This window comes from Curtobacterium sp. MCJR17_020, from assembly GCF_003234365.2.
Classification (GTDB): Bacteria; Actinomycetota; Actinomycetes; order Actinomycetales; family Microbacteriaceae; genus Curtobacterium.
Genome location: NZ_CP126260.1, coordinates 1181313 through 1203202 on the forward strand (window position 1 = coordinate 1181313; position 21890 = coordinate 1203202).

At 69.8% G+C, this 21890-nt stretch carries 21 protein-coding genes and 2 tRNA genes; 15 read left to right on the top strand and 8 right to left on the bottom strand.

Annotation, left to right across the window (positions count from 1 at the left end; translation table 11 throughout):
- The first annotated feature begins 28 nt into the window (after positions 1 to 28).
- Together DEJ14_RS05645 and DEJ14_RS05650 are read left to right on the top strand one after the other, a co-directional pair.
- Complete coding sequence (locus tag DEJ14_RS05645) at positions 29 to 691, top strand: response regulator transcription factor (protein WP_111084503.1); 663 nt, start codon at positions 29 to 31, stop codon at positions 689 to 691.
- A gap of 13 nt (positions 692 to 704) precedes the next feature.
- Positions 705 to 1568, top strand: a complete 864-nt coding sequence (locus DEJ14_RS05650; RefSeq protein ID WP_111084504.1) for an EamA family transporter — start codon at positions 705 to 707, stop codon at positions 1566 to 1568.
- 8 nt (positions 1569 to 1576) lie between these two features.
- Here the strand turns inward: DEJ14_RS05650 and DEJ14_RS05655 are convergent, their stop codons facing one another.
- The 3 genes from DEJ14_RS05655 to DEJ14_RS05665 all read right to left on the bottom strand — a co-directional run bounded on the left by DEJ14_RS05655 (position 1577) and on the right by DEJ14_RS05665 (position 3310).
- Positions 1577 to 1729, bottom strand: a complete 153-nt coding sequence (locus DEJ14_RS05655; RefSeq protein WP_159572741.1) for a hypothetical protein — start codon at positions 1727 to 1729, stop codon at positions 1577 to 1579.
- Between the two features lie 101 nt (positions 1730 to 1830).
- Complete coding sequence (locus DEJ14_RS05660; protein ID WP_111084505.1) at positions 1831 to 2163, bottom strand: hypothetical protein; 333 nt, start codon at positions 2161 to 2163, stop codon at positions 1831 to 1833.
- A 115-nt stretch (positions 2164 to 2278) separates the two neighbouring features.
- Positions 2279 to 3310 carry a LacI family DNA-binding transcriptional regulator gene (locus DEJ14_RS05665; RefSeq protein WP_111084506.1) on the bottom strand — a complete coding sequence of 344 codons (1032 nt, stop codon included), beginning with the start codon at positions 3308 to 3310 and terminating at the stop codon, positions 2279 to 2281.
- A gap of 115 nt (positions 3311 to 3425) precedes the next feature.
- Here DEJ14_RS05665 and DEJ14_RS05670 point away from each other — a divergent pair, with 115 nt between their 5' ends.
- From DEJ14_RS05670 to DEJ14_RS05700, 7 genes are all read left to right on the top strand, one after another.
- The gene (locus tag DEJ14_RS05670; RefSeq protein ID WP_111084507.1) at positions 3426 to 4718 is read left to right on the top strand and encodes an ABC transporter substrate-binding protein; all 1293 of its coding nucleotides are present in this window, start codon (positions 3426 to 3428) and stop codon (positions 4716 to 4718) included.
- Entirely contained in the window at positions 4718 to 5596 is an 879-nt protein-coding gene (locus DEJ14_RS05675) for a carbohydrate ABC transporter permease (RefSeq protein WP_111084508.1), read from the top strand. Before DEJ14_RS05670 ends, DEJ14_RS05675 begins: the two co-directional genes overlap by 1 nt.
- The gene (locus DEJ14_RS05680; RefSeq protein ID WP_220036393.1) at positions 5593 to 6555 is read left to right on the top strand and encodes a carbohydrate ABC transporter permease; all 963 of its coding nucleotides are present in this window, start codon (positions 5593 to 5595) and stop codon (positions 6553 to 6555) included. Before DEJ14_RS05675 ends, DEJ14_RS05680 begins: the two co-directional genes overlap by 4 nt.
- Positions 6555 to 7976, top strand: a complete 1422-nt coding sequence (locus DEJ14_RS05685) for a glycoside hydrolase 5 family protein (protein WP_111084509.1) — start codon at positions 6555 to 6557, stop codon at positions 7974 to 7976. The genes DEJ14_RS05680 and DEJ14_RS05685 overlap by 1 nt, the downstream gene beginning before the upstream one ends.
- 32 nt (positions 7977 to 8008) lie before the next feature.
- Complete coding sequence (locus DEJ14_RS05690; protein ID WP_111084510.1) at positions 8009 to 11017, top strand: alpha-mannosidase; 3009 nt, start codon at positions 8009 to 8011, stop codon at positions 11015 to 11017.
- 28 nt (positions 11018 to 11045) lie between these two features.
- Positions 11046 to 11945 carry an endo-beta-N-acetylglucosaminidase H gene (locus tag DEJ14_RS05695; protein ID WP_111084511.1) on the top strand — a complete coding sequence of 300 codons (900 nt, stop codon included), beginning with the start codon at positions 11046 to 11048 and terminating at the stop codon, positions 11943 to 11945.
- A 152-nt stretch (positions 11946 to 12097) separates the two neighbouring features.
- Positions 12098 to 12388, top strand: coding sequence for a DUF1905 domain-containing protein (locus tag DEJ14_RS05700; RefSeq protein ID WP_111084512.1), 291 nt, complete (start codon positions 12098 to 12100; stop codon positions 12386 to 12388).
- 103 nt (positions 12389 to 12491) lie between these two features.
- Here the strand turns inward: DEJ14_RS05700 and DEJ14_RS05705 are convergent.
- Positions 12492 to 12562 (bottom strand) — tRNA-Gly (locus DEJ14_RS05705).
- Between the two features lie 53 nt (positions 12563 to 12615).
- Here DEJ14_RS05705 and DEJ14_RS05710 point away from each other — a divergent pair.
- The 5 genes from DEJ14_RS05710 (at position 12616) to DEJ14_RS05730 (ending at position 15905) form a co-directional block, all read left to right on the top strand.
- On the top strand, positions 12616 to 12927 hold the full coding sequence (locus DEJ14_RS05710; protein WP_146249698.1) for a hypothetical protein: 312 nt from the start codon (positions 12616 to 12618) through the stop codon (positions 12925 to 12927).
- 56 nt (positions 12928 to 12983) lie between these two features.
- Positions 12984 to 13060: transfer RNA gene (locus DEJ14_RS05715), tRNA-Pro, on the top strand.
- Positions 13061 to 13112: 52 nt separating this feature from the next.
- A complete protein-coding gene (tig, locus tag DEJ14_RS05720; RefSeq protein ID WP_181437438.1) occupies positions 13113 to 14420 on the top strand; it encodes a trigger factor in 1308 nt (435 codons plus the stop codon).
- Positions 14421 to 14589: 169 nt separating this feature from the next.
- Complete coding sequence (locus DEJ14_RS05725) at positions 14590 to 15219, top strand: ATP-dependent Clp protease proteolytic subunit (protein WP_111084515.1); 630 nt, start codon at positions 14590 to 14592, stop codon at positions 15217 to 15219.
- A gap of 26 nt (positions 15220 to 15245) precedes the next feature.
- Positions 15246 to 15905, top strand: a complete 660-nt coding sequence (locus tag DEJ14_RS05730; RefSeq protein ID WP_111084516.1) for an ATP-dependent Clp protease proteolytic subunit — start codon at positions 15246 to 15248, stop codon at positions 15903 to 15905.
- Between the two features lie 62 nt (positions 15906 to 15967).
- On the opposite strand, the gene DEJ14_RS05735 is transcribed toward DEJ14_RS05730, so the two are convergent.
- Together DEJ14_RS05735 and DEJ14_RS05740 are read right to left on the bottom strand one after the other, a co-directional pair.
- Complete coding sequence (locus tag DEJ14_RS05735) at positions 15968 to 16573, bottom strand: copper resistance CopC family protein (RefSeq protein WP_258373195.1); 606 nt, start codon at positions 16571 to 16573, stop codon at positions 15968 to 15970.
- A gap of 50 nt (positions 16574 to 16623) precedes the next feature.
- Entirely contained in the window at positions 16624 to 17352 is a 729-nt protein-coding gene (locus DEJ14_RS05740) for a YcnI family copper-binding membrane protein (protein ID WP_111084518.1), read from the bottom strand.
- A 233-nt stretch (positions 17353 to 17585) separates the two neighbouring features.
- Between DEJ14_RS05740 and clpX the strand changes: the two genes are divergently transcribed.
- Positions 17586 to 18866 carry an ATP-dependent Clp protease ATP-binding subunit ClpX gene (gene clpX, locus DEJ14_RS05745; RefSeq protein WP_111084519.1) on the top strand — a complete coding sequence of 427 codons (1281 nt, stop codon included), beginning with the start codon at positions 17586 to 17588 and terminating at the stop codon, positions 18864 to 18866.
- A 204-nt stretch (positions 18867 to 19070) separates the two neighbouring features.
- Here the strand turns inward: clpX and DEJ14_RS05750 are convergent, their stop codons facing one another.
- Positions 19071 to 21095: a M3 family metallopeptidase gene (locus DEJ14_RS05750; RefSeq protein ID WP_111084520.1), complete on the bottom strand. Its 2025-nt coding sequence runs from the start codon at positions 21093 to 21095 to the stop codon at positions 19071 to 19073.
- A gap of 99 nt (positions 21096 to 21194) precedes the next feature.
- The gene (locus tag DEJ14_RS05755) at positions 21195 to 21785 is read right to left on the bottom strand and encodes a TetR/AcrR family transcriptional regulator (RefSeq protein WP_111084626.1); all 591 of its coding nucleotides are present in this window, start codon (positions 21783 to 21785) and stop codon (positions 21195 to 21197) included.
- Positions 21786 to 21890 lie beyond the last annotated feature (105 nt).

A 21890-nucleotide genomic window follows, 5' to 3' on the forward strand; every position in this document is an offset into this window, starting at 1 on the left:
CGCCCGCGCTCCCACTAGGCTGGTCGGCATGACAGACGGCCCGGATGCAGCACGCATCCGGGCCGTCGTCGTCGACGACGCCGTCCTGCTGCGCGAGGGCCTGGCCCGCGTGCTCGACGAAGCCGGCATCGACGTCATCGGCCAGTACGCCGACGCCCGTGCGTTCCTCGCGACGCTGCCCGACGGCGCTCCCGACGTCGTCGTCATGGACGTCCGGATGCCGCCGACCTTCACCGACGAAGGCGTCCGCGCAGCCGTCGAGACCCGCCGGATCGCCCCGCGCACCGGGGTCCTGCTCCTCTCGCAGTACGTCGAGGCCACCTACGCCGAAGACGTCCTCGCCGCCGGTGCGACGGGCATCGGCTACCTGCTCAAGGACCGCGTCACCCGGCTCGAGGAGATCGACGACGCCGTGCGCAGGATCGCCGCCGGCGGCACCGTGCTCGACCCCGAGGTCGTCACGCAGCTGATGAGCCGGCGGCGCGACCCGCTCGCCGCGCTCACCCCGCGCGAACGCGACGTGCTCGGCCTGATGGCCGAGGGTCGCACGAACGCGGCCATCGCCCGCGCCCTCGTCATCGGCACCGGCGCCGTCGAGAAGCACGTGTCGAGCATCTTCGGCAAGCTCGCGCTCGAGGACACCGGCGAGGACCACCGCCGCGTCCTCGCCGTGCTCGCCTACCTCGGATGAGCCGGTCCCGCGGATGAACCAGGCCCGCGGCACCGACCGGATCCCGGCTCCGCTGCTCGCCCTCACCGCGATGGTGTCCGTCCAGCTCGGTGCCGCGATCGCGAAGACCCACTTCGACGACGTCGGCGCGGTCGGGGCCGCGACGCTCCGGCTCGTCATCGGCGCGGTGGTGCTCGCGCTGGTCGTCCGTCCTCGCGTCCGGCACTGGACGCGCGCGCAGTGGCTCGGCGCGGTCGGCCTCGGGCTGGCGCTCGGCGGGATGAACGTCTTCATCTACCTGGCCTTCGCGACCATCCCGATCGGTGTCGCGGTGACGATCGAGTTCCTCGGCCCGCTCGCTCTGTCCCTCGTGCACACCCGACGGTGGCGGGATGCGCTCTGGGCCGCGCTGGCGCTCGCCGGCGTCGTGCTGCTCGGGGTCGGCCCGAGCGCCGTGACCGAGGTCGGCGGCGTCGTCTGGGCCGTGCTCGCGGCGGCGTGCTGGGCGGGCTACATCGTGATGAACCGGCACGTCGGCGCCGCGATCCCGGGTGTCGACGGCCTGGTGGTGTCGATGGTGGTCGCGATGCTCGTGTCGCTGCCGTTCGGGTTGCCGTCCGCGATCGACGGCGTGGTCCGCGAACCCGTGCTCCTGCTCGTCTTCGGCGCGGTCGCGGTGCTGTCGAGCGTGCTGCCCTACGCCCTCGAGATGCTGGCGTTGCGGCGGATGCCGACGCGGGTGTTCGGCGTGCTGCAGAGTCTCGGCCCGGCGATCGCCGCGCTGGCCGGCCTCGTCGTGCTCAGCGAGGGGCTGTCCGTGCTCGAGACGGTGGCGCTGGTGTGCGTCACCGCTGCGAGCGTCGGCGTCACGCTGTCCGCGCGCCGCCGACGCCGCTGAACGACCGTCTACTCGTCGCCGAGGAAGTCGGCGTACGTGGGTTCCGTGTGCTCGCCCGACAACAGGGCCGGATCGTTGACCCGGGCCTCGACGTAGGCGCTGATGACCTCGGGCGGGGTGAGCACGTGGGCGACCCAGGACGGCACCGCGGTGTTCTTCATGGTGCCTCCTCTTCCGTCGGGGTACTCGACCGAATGCCTTGACCAGTGAGTTACTCGCCGAACCGGTGTTCGATAAACGATCCTCGGGGTCTGGCCGGAAGTCAACGCGCTGCGTTCTGCGGACTCCGGACGGCGCGTTCCGCCTGGTCGGCGCGCAGGGTGCGGTGCTTCACGGCGGACCGCCACACCCACGCGTCCGCCTGCTGTCCGAACTGCGCCCACTCGACCATGACGGCATCGCGGGTCCAGCTCTTGGCGAAGGCCTTCACCCGGACGTGGAAGGTCGGGAACTGGATCCACGCCCAGACCGGCACGGGGGTGACGGCGTGGCAGACGTCGGGCCCACGGGCGTCCTCGGACAGCGAGTAGGCGCGCGGACGTTCGACCTCCGGGTGTTCCGGGGGCTGCCACCGGTTCTCGCGACGCCGTCCCACGACGGTATTCGAACGTGTGTTCGAACGCGAGTCAAGTCCGCCGCGCGCCGTGGACCTCGGCCGGACGCCCGCTGGGCGTGTCGTCGTGGAACGCCAGGAGTGCTGGAGCGGCGTATCAGGACCCCGCGCGTGCCGTCGATTCCCGGACACTGAGGGTCAGTGGCGGCCCGGGGCGTGACGGCAACGGGGCATCGGCGTCGATCTGTGCGCGCAGGAGTGTCGCCGCGCGCTGCCCGAGCTCCACGGTGTCGCGGGTCAGCGAGGTGATGGACGGTCTGACGAGCTGGATCATCGCCGAGTCGTCGAACGACACTATCGAGACGTCGGTCGGCACGGCGACGCCCATCTCGCTCGCGACCCCGAGCCCGGCGACCGCCAGGACGTCATTGTCGTACACGATCGCCGTCGGCCGACTGGTGCGGGACAGCAGGGTCCGGGTCGCACTCGCGCCGGCCTCGGCCGAGTAGTCGGTCGGGATCGACACGGCGTCCGCGAGCCCCTCGGCCGCCGCGAACGCCCGGACGCGTCCGATCCGCATGGCGGTGTGCTCGAACTCGGGGCGCCCGGCGACGTGCGCGATCCGCCGGTGCCCGAGCGCGTGCAGGTACCGCAGGACCGTGTCGGTCGCGTCGCCGTCGTCGATCCACACGCTCGGTGCGGAGCCCTCGGGTGAGGGGTGGGAGCCGACGACGACCGTGGGCATGCCGAGTTCGGCGAGCAGGGCGAGCCGGTCGTCGTCGCGCCGCGGGTCGATGACGACGACGCCGTCGACCCGGTGCCCGCGCCACCACGCCCGGTAGGTCTCGAGTTCCTCGGCCGCGTCGCGCGCCACGAGCAGGTTCATCCCGACGTGGGTGCCGGCGAGCCCGAGCTGGATGCCGGAGATCAGGTCGCCGAAGAACGACTCGGTGCCGAGTGTGCGGGCCGGCCGGTTCAGCACGAAGCCGATCGAGCCGGCCTTCGCACCGCCCAGGGCGCGTGCTGCGGTGTGCGGTTGCCAGTCGAGTTCGCGAGCGATCGCGCGGACGCGTTCGCGGGTCTCGTCGGACACGCCGGGGCGGTCGTTGAGGGCGAACGAGACCGCGCTGACGGACACGCCGGCACGCGCGGCGATGTCGGAGATCGTCGTTCGACGGTTCGTGGCCACGGGCTTGACTATAGCGTTTTAGTCCTCCATAGTCACTGCCACAAGCGGGTTCAGGGACAGGAACTGAACCGGTTCAGCAGGATGACCGAGCAGGATGACGAGGGAGTCAGACGCCATGAGGACCACCACACGTGCGACGAGGAGCCGCGCCGCAGCGCTGCTCGCAGGAGCTGCCGCCACGGCACTCGTCCTGACCGGCTGCTCGAGCGGCGGCAACGCGGCCGACACCGGCAGCGGGGAGATCAGCGGGTCGATCACGCTCCAGACGTGGGCGCTCACGCCGACGTACACGGGCTACCTGAACGGGGTGATCGCCGACTTCGAGAAGGCCCACCCCGACGCGAAGGTCAAGCTGCAGGACCAGCCGGGCGACGGCTACGCCGACAAGGTGCTCAGCCAGGCATCGTCGAACTCGCTGCCCGACGTCATCAACCTGCCGCCGGACATCGCCCTGCCGCTCGCGAAGCGCGGGTTCCTGCAGGACGTCGCGAAGGACGACACCAAGCTCGCGAGCACCTACGTCTCCGGCGCCCTGGACTCGTACGAGTACAAGGGCGTGGACGGCACGTTCGGCTACCCCTGGTACCTCAACACCGACGTCGACTACTGGAACGCGACGATGTTCGCGAAGTGCGGCCTCGACGCGAAGAACCCGCCGAAGACCACCGACGAGCTGTTCACGCAGGCGAAGACCATGCACGAGAACTGCCCGACCGACTACCTGATGAGCCGGAAGCCCGGCCTCGGCGACTTCACCCTGGCCGGCGTGAAGGTCCTCAACGCGGACGGCACGAAGTTCACCTTCGCCGACTCGTCGAAGGCCGCCGACCTGATCGAGCGCTACACGGACGCGTACCAGGACGGCTACATGCCCTCGAACGTGCTGAACAGCGACTACCTCGGCAACTCGACGCTGTTCACGCAGCAGAAGGTCGCCTGGACCACGGGCGGCGCCACCTCGCTCGCCGACTTCGAGAAGAACAACCCGTCGCTCAAGGGAAAGGTCACCGTCAGCCCGGCCCTCGACACCCCGCCGCTGTACGTGCAGGGCCTGTCGGTGTCGGCCAAGTCGAAGCACCTCGCCACCGCCGAGGCGTTCGCGAAGTTCATGACGAACGCGGAGAACCAAGAAGCGTTCGCGCACAAGGTCAACATCTTCCCGTCGACCACGTCGTCGCAGTCCGACCCGTACTTCTCGAAGGACGACGGCACCGTCAACGGCGAGGCCCGTGTCCTGGCGAACGAGGCCCTGAAGACCGCGAAGGTCCTCAACCCGGTCGAGGCGAACTCCGCGATGACGGACTTCCTCGACCAGCAGATCGCCCTCGCCATGAAGGGCCAGGTCGCGCCGGAGAAGGCGCTGCAGACCGCCCAGACCAAGATGAACAGCCTGCTGGCCAACGGCTGATGCGCGCCAACCGCTGGTTCACGCCCTGGCTGCTCGTCCTGCCGGCCCTCGTCTGGCTCGTCGCGTTCAGCCTCTGGCCGTCGATCAACACCGTCCGGCTGTCGTTCACGAACGCCAGCCCGCTGGGGGGCGTGAGCCAGTGGGTGGGGCTCAAGAACTTCGAGACCCTGCTCGCCGACCCGCAGGTGTGGGAAGCGCTGCTCAACAGCGTCATCTACATGGCGATCTGCCTGCCGCTGCTGACCGTGCTGCCGCTGCTCATCGCGGTGCTGGTCCAGCAGAAGCTGCCGGGGATCGCGTTCTTCCGCACGGCGTTCTACACGCCGGTCATCGCGTCGGCCGTGGTCGTCGGACTCATCTGGACCTGGATCCTCGACGACCGCGGCGTCATCAACGAGATGGCGCAGGCGCTCGGCGTCGTGCAGGGCAGCGTCCCGTTCCTGACCGACCGGTGGCTGCTGCTCCTCAGCGCGATCAGCCTGACGGTCTGGAAGGGCCTCGGCTACTACATGATCATCTTCCTCGCGGCCCTCGGGAACGTCGGCAAGGACCTGCACGAAGCGGCCGCCCTCGACGGCGCCGGATCGGTGCGGCGGTTCTGGTCGGTCACCATGCCGGGGGTCCGCGGCACCATGACGCTCGTCGGGATCCTGGTCTGCGTCTCCGCGCTCCGGGTGTTCAGCGAGCTCTACATCCTCACCAACGGCACCGGTGGACCCGGCGGGCAGGACAACTCGCTCGTCATGCTCATCCAGCAGTACGCCCGCGGCTTCACCGGCAACCTCGGGTACGCGTCCGCCCTGAGCCTCCTGCTCTTCGTCGTGACCCTGATCCCGATGCTCGCCCTCGCGCGGATGAACAGCAAGGCGGACAAGTGACGAACACGACGACCACCGAACCCGCCCTGGGCGGGGCGCGCGGTGCAGCCAGCCCGACGCCGGACGTGACCGGCCAGGCGGACGCGGGACGGGCCTCCCGGCCTCCTCGCAAACGCCGTCGCGCGGTCTGGGGTGTCATGTCGACCCGCGAGAAGGTCGTGCGCTACGTCCTGCTCATCGTGGTGCTCTTCATCACGATCGGCCCGTTCCTGTGGCAGCTGTCCACGTCGCTCAAGGGTGCCGGCGAGGACATCTACACCGCGAACCCGTCGTTCATCCCGACCGAGCCGACCATCGAGAACTACCTCAAGGTGGCCGCCGCGATCCCGGTCTGGCGCTACATCGGCAACTCGCTGCTCGTCGCCGCGATCGACGTGTTCGGCAACATCGTCTTCGCGACGCTCGCCGGATTCGCCCTGGCGCGGCTGCAGTGGCGGCACCGCAAGCTCGTGCTCGGACTGTTCCTCGCGACCCTCGTCCTGCCCGGCGAGGCGACGATCATCTCGCAGTTCGTCACCGTCAAGGACCTCGGCCTCGCCGACAACCTGGTCGGCGTCGCCCTGCCCGGCATGATCGCCGCACTCAACGTGCTGCTCATGTTCAACGCGTTCCGGCAGATCCCCGAGGAGATCGACCAGGCCGCGGTGATGGACGGTGCGAACGCGATGCAGCGGCTGCGGTACATCTCGCTGCCCGCCGTGCAGGGGACCATCGCCGTCATCGCGATCTTCTCGTTCATCGGGGCGTGGGACGACTTCCTGTGGCCGCTCATCGTGCTGCAGTCGCCGGAGAACCTCACCCTGACCGTCGGGTTGCAGTACCTGCAGGGCACGTTCGCGACCGACCAGCGCATGATCGCCGCCGGCACCATGATCGCGTTCATCCCGATCGCCGTGATCTTCGCCGTCCTGCAGCGCTTCTTCTTCAAGGGCGTCGAAGAGGGCGGTGTGAAGGGCTGATGCGCTTCGGGGTCAACTACACGCCCTCGGTCGGCTGGTTCCACTCGTGGCTCGACTTCTCACCGTCGGACACCGCCAGGGACCTCGAGGCGATCGCCTCGCTCGGCGCCGACCACGTGCGGATCTTCCCACTCTGGCCGGTGGTGCAGCCGAACCGCACCCTCATCCGGGCGTCGGCGCTGCAGGACGTCGCGACGGTCGTGGACATCGCCGGCTCGTTCGGGCTCGACGTCAACGTCGACGCCCTGCAGGGGCACCTGTCGAGCTTCGACTTCGTGCCCTCGTGGCTGGACAGCTGGCACCGTCGGAACATGTTCACCGACCCGGACGTCGTCGCGTCGACCGCGGCGTACGTCCGGGCGCTCGCCGCAGCGGTCGCGGACAAGGCGAACCTGCTCGGCATCACCATCGGCAACGAGGTGAACCAGTTCGCGCACGCGCCGCACCCCGCCCCGCACGACATCACGGCGGAGCAGGGGCACGCGTGGGCGGCGGCGATGGTCGCGGCGGCGCGGTCCGGGCTCGCGGCCGGTTCGGCCGGTTCGGCCGGTTCGTCCGGTTCGGCCGGTTCGTCCGGTTCGTCCGGTTCGTCCGGCCGGGAGGCCCGGGTCGACTCGTCCGCGTCGGCCCCGTCCGGCTCCGGGTCGCGTCCACGGCCGCTGGTCACCGTCGCGCAGTACGACGCGGCCTGGTACGACGACGCGCAGCCGTTCGGACCGGAGCACGCGGCGGACCACGGTGACGCCACCGTCACGCACTCGTGGGTGTTCAACGGCTCGGCGGCCCTGCACGGCGCACTCGGGCCGGGGTCGGTGCGGCACGGGGAGTACCTCCTCCAGCTCGCCGCCGCCTGGAACCGCGACCCCGCACGGCCGAACTGGCTGCAGGAAGTCGGGGCGCCCACCAACGTCGTCGCCCCGGAGGACGCCGCCTCGTTCACCGAGCAGACCATCCGGCACGTGCTCGGGGCGCAACAGGTGCTCGGCGTCACGTGGTGGTGCTCGCACGACGTCGCCAGGTCGCTCGCCGACTTCCCGGAGCTCGAGTACGACCTCGGGCTCTTCACGAACGACGGCCGGATCAAGCCGGCGGGCGAGGCCTTCGCCGCCGTCGCACGGTCCGGTGCCACCGGCACCGCTGCTGCGCCGCCGGCCACGGCGCTCGTGCTCGACGACGTGCTGCCCGACGGCTCGGACCGACACGGCATGCGTGCCGACTGCGCCCCCGGCGGACGGTTCGCCGCCGCCTGGCTCGCGGTCGCGTCGGCGGAACCGGACGGTCGCGGCCCGCAGGTCGTCCTGCGGTCGCGGCTCGGCGACACCGGGATGCTCGCCGCCCGTGGCATCGACCGGTGCGTCGACGTGCCCGCCGAGCTCGACTCCACCTCCATCCGCGTCGCACACCCCGCGACCACGCGCTGACCCGCGCCCACGCCCCGACCCTGGAAGGCCCCATGCACGACGACATCCCCCTCACCACCGGACGGGCCCGCCGGGTCCTCGACGAGCGCATCACGCCGGCGGTGCACGCCACCGCGACGCCGCTCGCGACCGCCTGGCACGAGCTGCCGGGGGAGCCGATCCCGCCGGCGCAGGGACTCGCGCTCGAGTTCACGCCGTACGAGGTCGGCACGCCCTGGGGCGCGGCCTGGGGGACGACGTGGTTCCGGCTGACCGGGACCGTGCCGACCGAGTGGGCCGGCCGCCGGGTGGAAGCCGTCGTCGACCTCGGCTTCGACAAGAACATGCCCGGGTTCCAGTGCGAGGGGCTCGTCTACCTGGCCGACGGCACGCCGGTGAAGTCGATCAACCCGCGCAACCAGTGGGTGCTGCTGACGGAACGGGCCGAGGGTGGCGAGACGATCGAGCTCTTCGTCGAGGCCGCGTCGAACCCCGTCCTGCTCGACTACCACCCCTTCCTGGTCACCCACGAGGGCGACATCCAGACCTCGTCGTCGAAGCGGCTGTACACCTCGCGCCGGATGGACCTCGCCGTCTTCGAGTCCGAGGTGCACGAGCTCGCGCTCGACATCGACGTCCTGCTCGAACTGCAGGCCGAGCTGCCCGAGGGGCCGCGACGGATGCGGATCCTGCAGGCCCTCGACGACGCGCTGGACCGGCTCGACCTGCAGCACATCCCTGCGACCGCGGGTGACGCGCGTGCGGCGCTCGCCGACGTGCTCGCCGCACCTGCCGAATCGTCCGCGCACACGATCTCGGCGATCGGCCACGCGCACATCGACTCCGCCTGGCTCTGGCCCGTCCGCGAGACGATCCGCAAGGTCGCCCGCACCACCTCGACGATGACCGAGCTCATCGACCAGACCGACGAATTCCTGTACGGCATGTCGAGCGCCCAGCAGTACGCCTGGATCAAGGAACACCGGCCCGAGGTGTACGCCCGGGTGCAGGCCGCCGTCCAGGCCGGCCGGTTCCTGCCGATCGGCGGCATGTGGGTCGAGTCCGACACCGTGATGCCGACCGGCGAGAGCATCGTCCGCCAGTTCTCGCAGGGGCAGCGGTTCTTCGAGCGCGAGTTCGGCATCCGACCCAAGGGCGTCTGGCTGCCGGACAGCTTCGGGTACTCGCCGGCGCTGCCGCAGCTCATGCGCCGTGCGGGCTTCGAGTGGTTCTTCACGCAGAAGATCTCGTGGAACCAGGTCAACAAGTTCCCGCACCACACGTTCCTGTGGGAGGGCATCGACGGCTCACGGGTGTTCTCGCACTTCCCGTCGATGGACACCTACAACTCGCGCCTGTCCGGCAGCGAGGTCGCCAAGGCCTCCCGCCAGTTCCGTGAGAACCGGCTCGCCACCGGGTCGATCGCCCCGGTCGGCTGGGGCGACGGCGGCGGTGGCACCACCCGCGAGATGACCGGCACGGCTGCACGGCTCGCCGACCTCGAGGGCAGCGCGAAGGTGCGCTGGGAACACCCCGACACGTTCTTCGACCGTGCGAAGTCCGAGCTGCCCGACCCGCCCGTGTGGGTGGGCGAGCTGTACCTCGAGCTGCACCGCGCCACCCTGACCAGCCAGCACGGCACGAAGCAGGGCAACCGCCGGTGCGAACAGCTCCTCATCGAGGCCGAGCTCTGGGCCGCGACCGCCGCCGCACGCAGCCACTTCGCCTACCCGTACGACGAGCTCGACGACCTGTGGCAGCAGGTGCTGCTCCAGCAGTTCCACGACATCCTGCCGGGCACCTCGATCGCCTGGGTGCACCGCGAGGCCGAGGCGAAGTACGCCGAGACGGCCGCGGCGCTGACCGCGATCATCGACCAGGCGCTCTCGGCGCTCGCCGGTGCCGGCGACGCGGCCGTCGTCGTGAACCCGGCCCCGTTCCTCCAGGCCGGCGCACCCGCGCAGGGCGCCGTCCTGGCGACCGACGTGGCGGAACCGACCGCTGTCACGCTGACGGAGCAGGACGGCGGGTACGTGCTGGCGAACGAGCTGGTCCGCGTGACCGTCACGGACCAGGGACTCGTCACGAGCGCCGTCGACCTGGCCAGCGGGCGTGAGGCTATCGCCGCCGGACAGGCCGCGAACCTGCTGCAGCTGCACCAGGACTTCCCGAACATGTGGGACGCGTGGGACGTCGACCGGTACTACCGGAACCGGGTCGAGGACCTGGTGGACGTCTCGTCGCTCGAGGCCTCGGTCGACGACGCCGGCGTCGCCCGGGTCGTCGTGTCGCGGTCCTTCGGCGACTCGACCGTGCGGCAGGAGATCGTCCTCGCACCGGACTCCCGCATGCTGGAGTTCGACCAGACGACCGACTGGCACGAGACCGAGAAGTTCCTCAAGGTCGCGTTCCCGCTCGACGTCCGCGCTGAGCACACCGTCGCCGAGACGCAGTTCGGGGCGCAGAAGCGGGTGACGCACACGAACACCTCGTGGGAGGCCGCGAAGTTCGAGACCTCGATGCACCGCTACGTGCTCGTGTCCGAGCCGGGGTTCGGCGTCGCGCTCGTGAACGACTCGATCCACGGCTTCGACACCACCCGCGACGCCGTCGACGGGCACGTCACCACCACCGTGCGGCTGTCCCTGCTGCGGGCACCGCGGTTCCCAGACCCCGAGACCGACCAGGGCGTGCAGACGCACCGGTACGGCATCGTCATCGGGACGGACCAGCTCGGGGCCACCGCGGCGGGCGTCCGGATGAACGCCAGCGCGCGGACCGTCACCGGGGCGCACGGGTTCGCGCCGCTCGTGCGGGTGTCCGGCGGGGTCGTGCTGTCGAGCGTCAAGCTCGCCGACGACCGCTCCGGCGACCTGGTCGTGCGGGTGTACGAGCCGGTGGGGCGGCGGGGGACCGGCGGGATCGCGGTCGATGGGCCGTTCGGACCGGCTGCCGAGGTCACCCTGCTCGAAGAGCCGCTGGCCTCGGCCGGGACCGTCGACGCGTCCTCGTTCGCCGTCGACGCCTACGAGGTCCGCACCTTCCGCTTCCCACACAACTGAACGACCGACCCATTCAAGGAGGAATGACATGAAGAAGTCCATGAAGTTCGGGATCGTGGCGGCCATCGCCGCGATGGTGGCGGCGCCGCTCGTGCCGTCCGCAGCCACCGCAGCACCGGCATCGGCCGCTGCCACCAAGTCCGGGCCGACGAGCATCGCCTACGTCGAAGTCAACAACGACCAGCTCGCGAACGTCGGCCGCTACACGCTGTCCGGCGGTGCGAACGCCTTCGACGTCGCGATCATCTTCGCGGCGAACATCAACTGGAACGGCTCCAAGGCTGTTCTGGTCAACAACGACAAGGTGCAGGCGACCCTCGACAACGCCGCCACGCAGATCAAGCCGCTGCAGGCGAAGGGCATCAAGGTGTCGCTGTCGGTCCTCGGCAACCACCAGGGTGCGGGCATCGCCAACTTCCCGACCCAGGCGGCCGCGTCGGACTTCGCGTCCCAGATCGCTGCCACCGTGTCGAAGTACGGACTCGACGGCGTCGACCTCGACGACGAGTACTCCGACTACGGCGCGAACGGCACCCCGCAGCCGAACCAGCAGTCCATCGGCTGGCTCATCACCGCCTTGCGTGCCCAGATGCCCGGCAAGCTCATCTCGTTCTACGACATCGGCCCGGCCTCGTCTTCGCTGTCGTCGTCGAGCAGCACCATCGGCTCGAAGCTCGACTACGCCTGGAACCCCTACTACGGCACGTACTCGGCGCCGTCGATCCCGGGGCTCGGCAAGGACCGGTTGTCCGCTGCCGCTGTGGACATCCAGAACACCGCGCAGTCGACGGCGGTGTCGCTCGCGCAGCGCACGAAGGCCGACGGGTACGGCGTCTTCATGACGTACAACCTGCCGGGAGGTGACAAGTCCGCCTACGTCTCCGCCCTGACGCAGAAGCTCTACGGTCAGGCCGCGACGTACCGCTGACGCGTTCGCCCTGACGGAAGCGGCTGGGGGCTCGGCCTGGTGCGAGGTTCCGCACTCGGTGCGAGCCCCCGACCGTCGCACCGAGTGTGGAACCTCGCACGGTGTTCGGCCGACCTCGCACCGTGCGAGGGGTGCGGCCGTACGATCGCCGCATGGAGCTCGAGTTCCGCGGCGAGGTCATCGAGTGGCGCGGCCCCTCGCCGTTCTTCTTCGCCGCTGTGCCGCCGGACGCCGCCGAGGTCATCGCCGACCTCGCGCCGATGCTCACCTACGGGTGGGGAGTGATCCCGGCCCGGGTGACGATCGGCGCCGTGACCTGGACGACCTCGTTGTTCCCGAAGGACGGCGGGTACCTCGTGCCGCTCCGGGCGGCCGAGCGCAAGCGCGCACACGTGGACCTCGGGGACACCCCGCAGATCACACTCGAACTCGGCGGCCCCTGACCACGCTAGGCGCGCGCGTGTTCACTCCGTGCGAGGTTGATCACTCGGTGCGCCGGAACAACCTCGCACCGAGCGTGCGACCGCGCACCAGCTGAAGCAACAGAGGGGATGACGGGAATCGAACCCGCGTGGCCAGTTTGGAAGACTGGGGCTCTACCATTGAGCTACATCCCCGCGCTGCGCACGTGTCGCAGCCCGACCATCGTAGCGGACGAACGAGTACCGACATGCCACCCCGTGTGATGCTCCCGCCGACCGACGCCGATGCACGGCGGATCAAGCGGTCGCGGGTGGTCTCGTACGCGCTGGTGGTCCTCGCCGCGATCGTGTTCTCGATGCGCCCGGAGCTGTTCGGCGATCCGCAGTCGCAGCCCGCGCACGCCCTGCTGCACGTGTGGCGGATCGTCGTCGGGATCGTGCTCGGGGTGGCTGCGCTCGGGGTCCAGGTGGCGGTCGGGGTGCAGTGGCGGAATGGCCTGCGACGCGCTGCGGAACACGACGACGTCCCTCCCGGGAACCGCCCGGCCCCGGACCGCTAGACTCATCGGCGTCGCGTGCGCCGTTCGGCGTGCGCGAACACCCTGGCCCAGTCAAACGGGGCGTAGCTCAGCTTGGTAGAGCGCCCGCTTTGGGAGCGGGAGGTCGCAGGTTCAACTCCTGTCGCCCCGACCAGGTCCTCGAGAACCATCGACCACACGAACGTCAACCAACAGGAGAACATCCCGTGGCCACCAGCACCGTCGACAAGGTGAGCGACACCCGCGTCAAGCTCACCGTGAACGTGACGCCGGAAGATCTCAAGCCGAGCATCGACCACGCGTACAAGCACATCGCCGAGCAGATCAACATCCCCGGTTTCCGCAAGGGCAAGGTCCCGCCGGCGATCGTCGACCAGCGCGTCGGCCGTGGCGAGGTCCTGAACCACGCCGTCGGTGACGCCATCGACAACTTCTACCGCCAGGCGGTCGAAGAGCAGGAGCTGCGCATCCTCGGCCGTGCCGAGGCCGACGTCGCCGAGCTGCCGAACCTCGCCGACTTCGCGGGCGACCTCGTCCTCACCTTCGAGGTCGACGTCCGCCCCGAGTTCGACCTGCCGGACTACTCCGCGTACGAGCTCACCGTCGACGCCGTCGAGGTGTCGGACGACGAGATCGAAGAGGAGCTGCAGAACCTGCGCACCCGCTTCGGCACGCTCGTGACCGTCGACCGTCCGGCGAAGACCGGCGACTTCGCGCAGATCGACCTGACCGCCAGCATCGGCGACGACGAGGTCGACTCGGCCACCGGCGTCTCCTACGAGATCGGCTCCGGCGACCTGCTCGAGGGCATCGACGAGGCGCTCGAGTCCCTGACCGCCGGTGAGTCGACGAACTTCGAGTCGAAGCTCGTCGGTGGCGACCGCGAGGGCGAGACCGCCCAGATCGCCGTCACCGTCACCGCCGTCAAGGAGCGCGAGCTCCCCGAGGCCGACGACGAGTTCGCCCAGATCGCCAGCCAGTTCGACACGATCGACGAGCTCAAGGCGGACCTGAAGGAGCAGATCGCGAAGTCCAAGACCTTCGGTCAGGGCGCCGCGGCTCGCGACAAGCTCGTCGAGAAGCTCATCGAGGACGTCAACATCCCGATCTCGGAGCAGCTCATCGAGGACGAGGTGCACCGTCACCTCGAGCAGGAGAACCGCCTCGAGGACGAGGAGCACCGCAAGGAGGTCTCCGAGTCCAGCGAGAAGGCCTTCCGCTCGCAGATCCTCCTCGACTCCATCGCCGAGAAGGAGGAGATCCAGGTCTCCCAGGAGGAACTGACCCAGTACCTCATCCAGGCTGCTGCGCAGTACGGCATGGAGCCGGCCGAGTTCATCAAGGTCATCGACCAGAACGGCCAGATCCCCGGCATGGTCGGCGAGGTCGCCCGCTCGAAGGCGGTCGCGACCGTCCTGTCGAAGGTGACCGTCAAGGACACCAACGGCGACGCAGTCGACCTGTCCGCCTTCACGGCGGGCGTCGCGCAGGCCCCTGCTGAGGACGCCGAGTAACGAACTCGACGCCACCAGCAAGACGGACGGGAGGCACGGTGCCAGCTGGCACCGTGCCTCCCGTCTCGTGTTTTCCGCACCACCGCATTGCTGTCGGCGAACACACGCGAAGTGGTGCGTTGCAACCGATAAGTTCGACAACAAGCGACAACTGAACGGGAGCTTTTCCATGGCCGAAGCAACACTGAACCCCAGTGTTTTTGACCGCCTTCTGAGAGACCGGATCGTGTGGCTCGGCTCCGAGGTCCGCGACGACAACTCGAACGAGATCGCAGCCAAGCTGCTGCTGCTCGCCGCCGAGGACCCTGAGAAGGACATCTACCTCTACATCAACTCGCCCGGTGGCTCGATCACCGCCGGCATGGCGATCTACGACACGATGCAGTTCGTCCCGAACGACATCGTCACCGTGGGCATCGGCCTGGCCGCGTCGATGGGACAGTTCCTGCTGTCCTCCGGCACGCCGGGCAAGCGCTACATCACGCCGAACGCCCGCGTCCTGCTGCACCAGCCGTCCGGCGGGTTCGGTGGCACCGCTGCCGACATCCAGACGCAGGCCAAGGTCATCCTCGACATGAAGCAGCGCATGGCGGAGCTCACGGCCGAGCAGACCGGCAAGTCGATCGAGCAGGTCCTCAAGGACAACGACCGCGACAACTGGTTCAGCGCTCAGGAGGCCCTCGAGTACGGCTTCGTCGACCACCTGCGTGCCTCGTCGGCCGAGGTCGTCGGCGGTGGTGGCACCGTCGGTGACGGCGCGACGCCGACCGCGGCTGCCGACCCCGACGCCCAGTCCTGACCCCCACCGAAGAAAAGGAAACGAGAATGCATCTCCCAATGCTCGGTGGCGCGCAGAACGTCCCGGCTCCCTCCGATCGGTACATCCTGCCGAGCTTCGAGGAGCGCACGGCCTACGGCTACAAGCGCCAGGACCCGTACGCGAAGCTCTTCGAGGACCGCATCGTGTTCCTCGGCGTCCAGGTCGACGACGCGTCGGCTGACGACGTCATGGCCCAGCTGCTCGTGCTCGAGTCGATGGACCCCGACCGCGACATCGTCATGTACATCAACTCGCCCGGTGGCTCGTTCACCGCGATGACGGCGATCTACGACACGATGCAGTACATCCGCCCGCAGATCCAGACGGTCTGCCTCGGTCAGGCCGCCTCGGCCGCGTCGGTGCTCCTCGCCGGTGGGACGCCAGGCAAGCGTCTGGCCCTGCCGAACGCCCGCGTGCTCATCCACCAGCCCGCCGTCCAGCAGGGTGGCGGCCAGGCGTCGGACATCGAGATCCAGGCGGCGGAGATCCTCCGCATGCGCACCTGGCTCGAGGAGACGCTGTCGAAGCACTCCAACAAGACGCCGGAGGAGATCAACCACGACATCGAGCGCGACAAGATCATGTCCGCGCAGGAAGCCGTGGAGTACGGCCTGATCGACCAGGTCCTCACCAGCCGCAAGAACCTGCCGGCGCTCGTCAAGTAGCACCAGCAGGAACGACGAAGGCCCCGCACCGATCGGTGTGGGGCCTTCGTCGTGCAGCGGTGTCAGTCGTCGGTGTCGTCCGTCTCGGGCGCGGGGCGGCGCCGCAGGAGCAGCAGGACCGCGACGACCGCGGCGACGAGGACGACACCTCCGGCGCCGATCCAGAGCGCGTCGGCCGCGGCTGAGTCGGTGTCGCCCGAGGCGGTGCCGGTGGTGGCGGCCTCGGTGGAGTCGTCTCCCTCGGTGGCGCAGGTGGGCGGCGTGGCCGATCCCGAGGCCGCGGAGAAGCCGGCCGGGGCCTTCCACGTGAAGGCGTACTCGTCGGAGACGGTGTGGCCGTCGGCGGAGACGATCTGCCACTCGACGGTGTACTTCCCCGAGTCGCCGAGCGCGGCGGGCGTGGTCATCGAGGGGCCGTCGATGTCGACACAGCCGTCCTCGTAGTACTTCCCGTCCGGACCCACGACCCGGAAGGCGAAGCCCGAACCGGAGTCGCCGATGTCGAGCAGCTTGTCGTTCGTGGTGATCTCGAACGCCTTCGGCAGGCTCGTGAGCGTGCCGTCGACCTCCGGGGTGGACGCGATCAGGTAGTTGTGCGCGCTGGCGGGACCCGCGAGCCCGAGGACCGCACCGCCCGCGATCGCGACGGCCGCGGCGGACCCGGCCACGAGCCTCCAGGCAGAGGACCGCAGCCGAGTCCGACGCGAGCCGCGCTGCGTCACTTGGCGGAGCTCCGGCGGCGCGTGCCGGCGACGGCGACGACCAGGGCGACGGCGCCGAGCACCAGACCGCCCAGGCCGAGGAAGCGGCCGACGAGGTCGGGGTCCGCGGGGGCGGTCGAGCCGGCTGCGGCCTCGGCGGTCGGGGTGGCGGCGATCGGGTCACCGTCGTCGTCCGTGGCCTCGGCCGCGGTCAGCGTGATCGAGGGGGCCGGGTGCTCGGGCTCGGCCTCGCCGTCCTGCTGCTCCTGGTTCCACTCGACCGAGCCCTTCTCGCAGGTCTGCAGCACGGGGAACTCGACGAGGTCGCCGGCCTTGCCGTCCGGCAGGGAGAAGGAGAAGGAGAAGGTGTCGCGCTCGTCGGCGGGGAGGGGGGTCTTCGCCGTGTACGTGATGCTCGTGACGCGTTCGGCGGCGTCCTCGGCGTGCTCGCCGTCGGCCGACGCGGACGCGCTCGTGGAGGGCTCGGTCGTCTTCGAGATCTTCCAGTTCGGGTTGACCGTCGGCGTGACCTCGATGACGGACTCGGGCACCTGGAACTCGAGCTTCGTGGTGGGGGAGCCGTCGCAGCCGTGCGGGACCGAGAAGGTCGCCGTGGTGTACGAGTTCGCGGCGGTCGAGGTGGCCGTCGCGGACACGTGCGCGCTGGCTGCGCCGGCGGTGCCGAGGACGATGACGGCCACGGCGCCGAGGGTGACGGCGCCGCCGGCGGCGAGACGCTTCTGCATGGGGATCCTTCGATGGTCGGGACGGTGTTTCTACAACTTGTAGAGAAGACTGGATCACGGTAGCAGGCCCGAACGCCCTGGGCGAACGCGCGCGCGAAATCCCGCGGCGCCGCACGGTCGGTGTCACCGGTTGCGGTTAGGCTCGTGTCCACGACGAGGTGCCCACCAGCAGCGGTGCACCAGCGGCCGGTGCGAGTGCGCGGGCCGGCATGTCCAACCAGGGAGGCACGGCAATGGCACGCATCGGAGAGAGCGGGGACCTCCTCAAGTGCTCCTTCTGCGGCAAGAGCCAGAAGCAGGTCCAGCAGTTGATCGCCGGTCCGGGTGTCTACATCTGCGACGAGTGCGTCGAGCTGTGCAACGAGATCATCGAGGAGCGTCTGGCCGAAGCGGGCGAGGACACCTCGAGCGGTGACTTCGAACTGCCGAAGCCGCGCGAGATCTTCGACTTCCTGCAGGAGTACGTCATCGGGCAGGACCCGGCGAAGCGCGCCCTCGCCGTGGCCGTCTACAACCACTACAAGCGCATCCGTGCGCAGGGGCAGATCACCGCTGCCGAAGACCGCGACGACATCGAGATCGCGAAGTCGAACATCCTGCTCATCGGCCCGACCGGCTGCGGCAAGACCTACCTGGCGCAGACCCTGGCGAAGCGCCTCAACGTGCCGTTCGCCGTCGCCGACGCCACCGCCCTGACCGAGGCCGGCTACGTCGGTGAAGACGTCGAGAACATCCTGCTCAAGCTGATCCAGGCCGCCGACTACGACGTCAAGCGCGCCGAGACCGGGATCATCTACATCGACGAGGTCGACAAGATCGCCCGCAAGGCCGAGAACCCCTCGATCACGCGTGACGTCTCCGGCGAAGGCGTGCAGCAGGCGCTGCTCAAGATCCTCGAGGGCACGGTCGCGTCGGTCCCGCCGCAGGGTGGTCGCAAGCACCCGCACCAGGAGTTCATCCAGATCGACACGACGAACGTCCTGTTCATCGTGGCCGGTGCGTTCGCCGGGCTCGAGGACATCGTGTCCTCGCGCGTCGGCAAGCGGGGGATCGGCTTCGGGGCGCCGCTGCACAGTGCGACCGACCACCAGGACCTCTACTCCGAGGTCCTGCCGGAAGACCTGCACAAGTTCGGCCTGATCCCCGAGTTCATCGGTCGTCTGCCCGTCGTCACCACGGTGTCGCAGCTCGACCAGGCAGCCCTCATGCAGATCCTGACCGAGCCGAAGAACGCGCTGATCAAGCAGTACCAGCGGATGTTCCAGATCGACGGCGTGGAGCTCGAGTTCGACCAGGGCGCACTCGAGGCGATCGCCGACCTGGCCGTGCTGCGCCAGACCGGTGCCCGTGGTCTGCGCGCCATCCTCGAAGAGGTGCTCGGCCCGGTGATGTTCGATGTCCCGTCCGACGACGACGTGGCGCGCGTGGTGATCACCCGCGAGTCCGTGCTCGAGAACGCGGCGCCGACCATCGTGCCCCGGCCGCGGGCAAAGCGCGTCGAGAAGTCGGCGTAGCGTTCCGCTCACGATGAAGCCCCGCACCGGATCGGTGCGGGGCTTCGTCGCGGTGGGGCGGTCGGCACGGCCCGCGGGTCGGCGTCTGGTTCTTCCCATGACGGCTGCGATGGAAGGTGAGATCGGGCGTACCTGGTCGAAAGTTCCGACCAGGTACGCCCGAATCGACGCAGTACGCCCGGAAGCGCCCGGTCCCCGCGCGCCCTACTCGAGGCCGCGGCGGCGCAGCAGCGGGCCGACCTCGGCGTCACGGCCGCGGAAGTCGCGGTAGGCCTCGAGCGGGTCCTTCGAGCCACCGACGCCCAGCAGCCGTTCCGCGAAGCGTCGACCGGCTGCACGGTCCAGCCCGCCGTTGTCGCGAAACCACTCGACCGTGTCGGCGTCGAGCACCTCGGACCAGATGTAGCCGTAGTACCCGGCGTCGTACCCGCCCGAGAACGTGTGCGCGAAGTACGTCGACGAGTAGCGCGGCGGCACGGCCTCGACCGCGATGCCGGCGGCCTCCAACGCCGAGCGCTCGAAGTCCTCGACGGACGCCACCGCGGCGGCCTCTGCCGCGGAGAGCCGGTGCCAGGCCTGGTCGAGCAGCGCCGCGGCCAGGTACTCGGTCGTGCCGAAGCCCTCGTTGAAGCCCTCGGACTCGCTCAGGCCCAGGACGAGCTCGGGCGGCAGCGGTGCGCCGGTCTCGTGGTGCTTCGCGTAGTTCGCCAGCACCGACGGCCACGACACCCACATCTCGTTCACCTGGCTCGGGAACTCGACGAAGTCGCGCTCGACGTTCGTGCCCGAGAACCGGGGGTAGGTGGTGCGGGCGATGAGACCGTGCAGCGCGTGGCCGAACTCGTGGAAGAGCGTCTCGACCTCGTCCTGGATGAGCAGTGTCGGCGACCCGGAGGCCGGCTTCGCGACGTTGAGGTTGTTCACCACGACGGGCAGCGTGCCGAGCAGCTCGGACTGCTCGACGACGGGGTTCATCCACGCGCCACCGCGCTTGCCGTCGCGCGTGTACAGGTCGAGCAGGTAGAGCCCGACCGGTTCGTCGTCGTCGCCGGTGACCTCGAAGACCCGGACCTCGTCGTTGTAGCCGTGCAGGTCCGGACGCTCGGTGAACGTCAGGCCGTAGAGGGCACCCGCGGCGTGGAAGACGCCGTCGTGCAGGACCCGGTCGGCCTCGAAGTACGGTCGGAGCGCCGAACTGTCCGCGGCGAACTGCTCCCCGCGCAGGATCTCGGTGGCGTAGGCCCAGTCCCACGACTCGATGTCGAACCCGACGGTGCGGGACCGGACGGCGCGCTCGTCGTCGGCGTTCCGTGCCGCAGCGCCGACGAGCGACGACAGCAGCCCGTCGACGGCCTCGGGGGTCTTCGCCGTCTCGTCGGCAGTGACGACGGCGGCGTGGTTCGGGAACCCGAGCAGTTCGGCGCGCTCGGCACGGAGCCGGACGATGCGCAGCAGGACCTCGCGGTTGTCGTACTGGTTGCCGCGGCGGCCGCGGGCGAGCGAGGCGCGCATGATCCGCTCGCGCAGGCTGCGGTTCGCGAGCGACGGCAGCCACGGGTGGCCGGTGTAGAGCGGCAGCGTGATGAGCCACCCCTCGAGCCCACGGTCGGCGGCGGACCCGGCTGCGGCGGACTTCGCACCGTCGTCGAGGCCCTCGAGCTCGGCCTCGTCGGTCACGTGCACGGCGGAGTCGTTGGTGTCCTCGAGCAGGTTGCGCTCGAACGTCGTGGTGAGCGTGGACAGCTCCTGGTTGATCGCGGTGAGGCGCTCCTTGCCGGCGTCGTCGAGCCCGGCGCCCGCCAGGGTCATCTCGGCGTGCGTGCGCTCGACCAGGCGGAGCGCTTCGCCCTCGAGCCCGGCGGCTGCGGCGCCGTCGAGCACCGACTGCACGCGGGCGTAGAGCCGGGAGTCCAGGGTGATGGCGTCGCGGTGGGCCGCGAGCAACGGCGAGACCTCGGCCTCGAGGTCGTGCAGCTCCGGTGTCGAGTCCGCCGACGACAGCGTGAAGAACACGTGGCTGACACGGGTCAGCAGCTGCCCGGAGCGCTCGAGGGCGATGAGGGTGTTCTCGACCGTCGGTGCGTGCGGATCGGTGGCGATGGCCTCGACCTCGGCGCGCTGCTCGGCCATGCCAGCCTCGAAGGCCGGTCGGTAGTGCTCGAGTCGCACGTCGCCGAAGGGCGGCAGGGCGTAGGGGAGGGTGCTCGGGACGTCGAACGGGGTTGCCATGGCAACCACCCTACGGACGTCGCGCCGTGACGGGGCGGACGGGAGGCCCGTGGCGGCCTGGCCCCGCGCCTCCCGTCCGCCCTGTGGGTGCGTTCTCGGTCAGCGGGTCGCGGCGTCGATCAGCGTCGACGCGGCACGGCGGGCGTGCGCCGCTGGCGTCGTGGTGCCGGCGATCGCCGCGGTGGTCTGCGCGCCCTCGGCGAGCAGGGCGAGCTGTGCGGCGAGTTCCTCGGCACGGTCGGGTTCGGTGACGACCTCGGCGGTGAGCTCCTGCACGAACCGCTGGAACGAGTCCTTGTGGTCGCGGGCGATCTCGGCGACCGCGGGCGAGGTCGCGCCGAGCTCGCCGAAGGCGTTGATGAACCCGCAACCGCGGAACGTGTCGTCGCCGAACCACGACTCGAGGAAGTCGTACACGGCGAGCAGCTTGTCGCGCGGGGCCGTTGCCGCCTCGACCGCGCCGTGCACGCCGCGCTCCCACAGGTCGTGCCGCCCGGACAGGACGGCCGCGATGAGCTGCTCCTTGCCGGGGAACGCCGCGTAGAGCTTCTTCAGCGAGACGCCTGCGCCGGTGCGGATCTCGTCCATGCCGACCGACTGGATGCCGCGCGCGTAGAACAGCTGGTCGGCGACGTCCACGATGTGTGCGCGGACGTCGGCGTCGACCGTGCTGATGGTGCTGGTTGCCATGACGTACCCCGTTCGCTGCGTGGTCACCGTTCCCGAGTTGCGCCGGGAACGATCGTTCTCTAGTGTAGGGCACATCGACGGAGAACGGACGTTCTCCGCGAGGCT